The organism is Phenylobacterium sp. (assembly GCF_036263695.1).
Taxonomy (GTDB): domain Bacteria; phylum Pseudomonadota; class Alphaproteobacteria; order Caulobacterales; family Caulobacteraceae; genus Phenylobacterium.
This window is the reverse complement of record NZ_DATAGM010000141.1, coordinates 1-5,552: the sequence shown is the minus strand read 5'-3', so window position 1 is coordinate 5,552 and position 5,552 is coordinate 1. Positions and strand designations below refer to the sequence as shown.

Here is a 5,552-nt window from a genome sequence, read left to right as displayed (position 1 = left end):
GCGCTCCTTTCAGGCCGGTGGCGATGGCGAGCAGCGTCCCCGAGGCCAGCAGGATCGCGAACGAGCGATTCTGCAGGGTGTGCGCCACCTCCCGCGCCATCTCGCCCAGCTTGGCGGTGCGCTTGGCCGGCCTGTGCAGGTGCGGGATGAAGCGGTGCGTGCCGGCGCTCGACACCAGGATGGTGAACAGCACCAGGAGGGCCGCGCACAGCCCGTACTGCGCGTAGCCCTCGCGGTTGAGGATGCCCACCGGATACTCGGCCGTGGGCTGGAGGAAGAACTTGTAGGTGATCAGCACCATCAGGTGGCCGCCCGCGATGCGGAAGAAGGCGCGGAAGGCGACCAGCGTCGTGCGCTGGTGGTAGTCGCGGGTGAGCTCGGCCAGCAGCGCCGTGTGGGGTAGCTCGAAGAAGGTGTCGAGGAAGCGCACTGTCAGGGTCACGACGAGCATGTAGGCGAACACCGCCTCCTTCGACCACATCCCCGGGGGCGTCCAGAGCAGGAACAGGGTCAGCGCCAACGGGATCGCCGAGGCGTACATGAAGGGGTGCCGCCGCCCCCAGGGCGTGCGCATGTTGTCCGAGATCTGGCCCACGAGCGGATCGACGATCGCGTCGAACACCAGGGCGACCATGATGGCCGCGCCCACCCAGGCGGCCGGCAGGCCCACCACCTGGTTGTAGAACAGCATCAGGAAGGCGCTCAGGCCCCGGGCCTTCACGCCGCTGGCGGTGGCGCCCAGCCCGTAGAGCAGCTTGTCCGAGGTCCTGAGCCGCAGACCGGCCGCTTCGCCCGCGCGGCCGCCCTCCCCTGTTGCTTCCGCCATCCTCTTCCCTCCCGTTGCGGCGCAACGGCCGCATCCCACGATTAGAGCGCTTGTCAACAATCACTGCGTTCTACGACGCTTCGGCTTTGCGTTTTGGCACAAACAGCGTACTAGTCGTTTTATCAATTACAACGCCTGCGTTGTCCGAAGACGCGGCGAACCGGCGGCCGGCTCAAGGGCGCCGGGTTGGGAGAATCTGCGCCGCAAGGCGCTCCGGGAGGGTGAAACTGATGGGAAGCTCACAGCTTGCTGCCGGCGCCTCCGCGCTGGCGCTGACCGCCGCTCTGTCCGCCGGGCCGGCCTGGGCGCAGGAGGCCGAGGTCGACGAGGTCGTCGTCACCGGCACCCTGATCGGGGGCGCGCCGACCGGCGCCATTCCGGTGCAGGTGTTTTCCAGCGCGGAACTGCAGAAGCGGGGCGACCCGACGCCGCTCGAGTTCGTGAAGAACCTGCCGGCGGTCTCCAACACGGTCGGCGAGTCCAACCGCATCAACGGCCAGAACTCGGGCGCGGTGACGGTGAACCTGCGCGGCCTGGGCGCCTCGCGCACCCTCGTGCTGCTGAACGGCCACCGGCTGCCTATCGTCCAGTCCGCGGGCAGCGGCGTCGACGTGGCGATGATCCCCACCGCCGCCATCGGCCGGGTCGAGGTGCTCACTGACGGCGCGGCGGCGACCTACGGCTCCGACGCCATCGCGGGCGTCGTGAACTACATCACCAAGTCCAACTTCGACGGCCTGGAGATCGACGCCACGTACAACGCCATCCGCAAGTCGGCGGGCGACTACGGCGCCAACATCGCCTGGGGGAAGGTCGGCGACTGGGGGAACGTGCTGCTGACCGCCGGCTACAAGCATCGCTCGGTGCTGCAGCAGGACGAGCGCGACTGGGGCCTCTATCCCCTCACCGTCAATCCACAGTCGGGCTGGTCGGCGAACGGCAGCCCGGGGGCCTACCTGACCGGCCCGACCCGCAGCGTCGCCGGGTTCAACCAGGGCTTCGTCGATCCCGGCTGCCTGGCCCTCGGCGGCGTGCTGACCGGCACGGGCAACGCCGCCCGCTGCCAGTTCTACCAGGGGCCGTTCAACAACCTGGTCGACGAGATCGACGGCTACCAGGTCTACGGCGAGATCAACTTCAACCTCACGGACGAGCACCGACTGCACCTGGAGGCCCTCGCCGCCGGCCACGTGGTCCCGAGGGAAGTCCAGAACCCGAGCTACGCGCCCAGCAACTACCCGCTCGCCACCACCGCCGGCGGCAACAACCCCTTCCCGGCCCCGGCCGGAACCGAGGGCGCGCGCGGCTACTACATCCCCGCGAACCACCCGGGCCTGCAGGCGCTGATCGCCCTCAATCCGGGGGCCTTCACCCCGGCGCAGCTCGCCAACATCGCCGCCAACGGGGTGCTCACCTCGAACGCCGGCTGGCGCCCGTATGGCTACAGCGGCAATCCGCTGACCGGCGAGGGCTTCCACTCCCGGCGCGAGATGCACATGAAGCGCTTCTCGGGCGGGCTCTCGGGGCCTCTGGCGTTCGGAATAGACTACGAGGTCAACGCCACCTGGGCCGAGCAGACCAACGAGCGGATCACCTCGGAGATCACGGTCCCCAACCTGCAGTACGCCCTCTTGGGCCTCGGCGGCTTCGGCTGCACGCCCGGCGGCACGAACCCGGCCACCAGCACGCCCGGCCAGGGCCCCTGCCTGTGGTTCAACCCCTTCTCCACCGGCATGCCGGGCAACGCCCACACCCATGTGGCCAACCCTCAGTACCAGCAGGCGCTGGGCCTCGATCCGCGGGTGGCCAACAGCGAGGAGGTCATCCGCTACCTGGAGGCCCACCCGTACGCCTTCTACGAATGGTCGCGGATCTTCGAGGCCAACGTCGTCCTGAACGGCGATCTGCCCTGGCGGCTGTGGTCGGATGAGCCGATCTCCTGGGCGGCGGGCGCGCAGTACCGATGGCAGCAGGACAAGAAGGACCTGCCCGACGCCACCAACATCCTGAAGAACCCCTGTCCGATGCTCGGGGTGACCACCTGCACCACGCCCACCGGCGTACTCACCTTCTTCGGCGCCCAGAAGCCCTGGGACCTCGAGGGCGAGGTGTGGGCCTTCTTCGGCGAACTGAAGATCCCCGTCACCGACCGGCTGGAGGCGCAGCTCGCCGTCCGCCACGAGGACCTCGGCGACATCGGCACGACCACCAATCCCAAGCTGGCCGTCCGTTGGGACGCGACCCAGTTCGTGACCCTGCGCGGCTCGATCGGCACGACCTTCAAGTCGCCGGACCTGACCAACCTGGGAGACGACTTCCTGACCAGCGGCGGGGTGGTGTCGCAGTTGGGCGCCTTCCGGCCCGTGGACATCTACAACAACCCGGACCTTCAGCCGGAGACGGCGACGACCTACAACGTGGGCGCGATCGTCGACATCGGCTCCTTCCGGGCGACGGTCGACTACTACGCCATCGACTTCGAGGGGGCGATCGAGCGGGACACGGCCGCCTCGATGATCACCGCCTTCTTCGGCCCATCGCTGACCAGCCCGAACCACTGCACGTCCAACCCTCAGGACCCGTGGTGGAACCTGCAGCAGCGGTTCACCTTCACGGGCGGCGTGGGCGATCCGGCGACCTGCGGCCTGGCCAATCTGCTCAGGACCAAGAACCTCTACACCAACGCCCGCGACTACAAGGTCCGCGGCGTCGATGCGACCTGGAGTCTGGGCCTGCCGGACCTGCTGGACGGCCAGGTGCAGGTGGGCGGCGACCTCAACTACATCCTCAAGTACGAGGCCTCCGCCTTCTTCTCCGAAGGCATTGAACTGGAGCCGGCGGAGGACGTCGCCGGGACCATGAATGCCGGACCGGCGATCCCGCGGTGGAAGGCGAACGCCTTCATCCAGTACGCCCGCGGGCCCCACAACCTGCGGCTCACCGTGCGCTACCTGGACGGAATGATCGACAACCGCCCGTCGGTTTTCCCGCCGACCGCCACCAATCGCTTCGCCGAGAAGATCGACGCCTACATCCCCGTGGACCTAATCTACCGGGTCGAGCTGCCCTGGGAGACGACCGCCACCTTCGGCGTCCTGAACCTGTTCGACCGCGACCCGCCGGCCGCGCGCCTCGACTTCGCCTACAACACCTACACGGCCGATCCCCTCGGCCGCGTCTACCGGCTGACCCTGCGCAAGCGCTTCTGAGCCGGTCGAGGGCGGGGGCGGACCCCTCCGCCCTCGCCTTTCTCGGCGCACTTTCCGTTGAGTCAACGTGCGCCCAGTGTAATAGTGTCAACGTCAATAAAAAGGGAGGAGCCGAGATGCCCTATGCTGCGGGACGCGTGTTCCACGACGCCGACAGTCACGTCATGGAGCCGGCCGACTGGCTGGTGCCCTTCGCCGACGACGCGTGGAAGGACCGGCTTCTCCGCAAGGATCCGCCCTCGACCCGCCCGCCGGTCGAGACGCCCAAGGAGAAGGTCATCGAGGGCCTGATCGCCGGGCCCAAGGGCAAGCTCGCCTACGGCGCCCACGACCCGGCCGAGCGGATCCGCGCCCTCGAGGAGCTGGGTTTCGCCAGCCAGCTGGTCTTCCCCACATCGGCGCTCCGCCCCTTCCGCACCAGCAAGGACGAGGAGGTCGTCTATAACGGGGCCAGGGCCGCCAACCGCGCCATGGCCGCCTTCTGCAAGGATCCGCGGTTGCTGGGCGTCGCCTACGTCCCGCTCGACAACCCCGCCCGCGCGGTGGAGGAGGCCCAGGAGGCCATTCGCCTCGGCTGCAAGGCGATCTGGGTGCCCTCCACCCCGGCCGGCGACAAGTCGCCCGGCCATCCGGACCTCGATCCCTTCTGGGCCCTGCTGGCGGCCAAGAAGATTCCCTTCGTCCTGCACATCGGCGCCGGCTCGCGCACCCTGCCGCAGGAGTACGTCAACAATGGCAAGCCCAAGTCGCCTGACCTGCACGGCGGCGGCGAGAACCTGCGATTCAAGGACTACGTCGTGCTGCCGCACTCGGCCGAGATGTTCCTCGGCGCCCTAGTCTACGACGGCCTGTTCGACCGCCAGCCGGAGCTGCGCGGCGGGGTCATCGAGTACGGCGCCTACTGGGTTCCCGGCTTCCTGCGCCAGATGGACATGGGCGCCCGCTCCTTCGGCCGCACCGATCCCTATCTGAAGGCGCTGTCCGCCAAGCCGTCGGAGATCATCCGCCGGCAGGTGAAGTTCACCCCCTTCCCCGGGGAGGACGCGGGCTATCTGATCCGCGACAGCGGCGCGGACCTCTACATGTTCTCCAGCGACTACCCGCACCCGGAGGGCACGAACGACCCCATCGCCCGCTTCGAGCGGACCTTCGAAGGCCTCACCGAGGACAACAAGGACCGCTTCTACCGCGCCAATTTCGAGGAGATGATGGGCGCCGCCCTGACCGTGCGCACCCTGGAGGACGCCCGATGACCGACACCCTCGCCCCGCAACGCCTGACCGGCCCGTTCCGCGCCCCGCACAACGGCTTCCAGCAGGCCCCCGGCTCGATCCACAACGACGAGGTCGCCTCCAAGCTCGGCTTCAAGGGCGGCACCGTCCCGGGCTCGGTGCACATGGACCAGTTCGTGCCCATGCTGGTCCAGCTCTACGGCGAGGCTTGGTTCGAGAGCGGCGACATCTCGCTGCACTTCACCCAGGCGACCGTGGACAAGGAGGAGGTGCAGGCCATCGTCG

General features: G+C 68.4%; 4 protein-coding genes. 3 read left to right on the top strand and 1 reads right to left on the bottom strand.

Annotation, left to right across the window (positions count from 1 at the left end; translation table 11 throughout):
* Positions 1 to 826 (bottom strand): MFS transporter (locus VHK87_RS05675; RefSeq protein WP_329633926.1); only part of this gene is annotated, 826 nt, incomplete at its 3' end.
* 230 nt (positions 827 to 1,056) lie between these two features.
* On the opposite strand from VHK87_RS05675, the gene VHK87_RS05670 reads away from it, so the two are divergent.
* The 3 genes from VHK87_RS05670 to VHK87_RS05660 all read left to right on the top strand — a co-directional run.
* Entirely contained in the window at positions 1,057 to 4,035 is a 2,979-nt protein-coding gene (locus tag VHK87_RS05670) for a TonB-dependent receptor domain-containing protein (RefSeq protein ID WP_329633925.1), read from the top strand.
* Positions 4,036 to 4,151: 116 nt separating this feature from the next.
* Positions 4,152 to 5,288 carry an amidohydrolase family protein gene (locus VHK87_RS05665; protein ID WP_329633924.1) on the top strand — a complete coding sequence of 379 codons (1,137 nt, stop codon included), beginning with the start codon at positions 4,152 to 4,154 and terminating at the stop codon, positions 5,286 to 5,288.
* Positions 5,285 to 5,552 (top strand): hypothetical protein (locus VHK87_RS05660; RefSeq protein WP_329633923.1); only part of this gene is annotated, 268 nt, incomplete at its 3' end. The genes VHK87_RS05665 and VHK87_RS05660, both read left to right, overlap by 4 nt.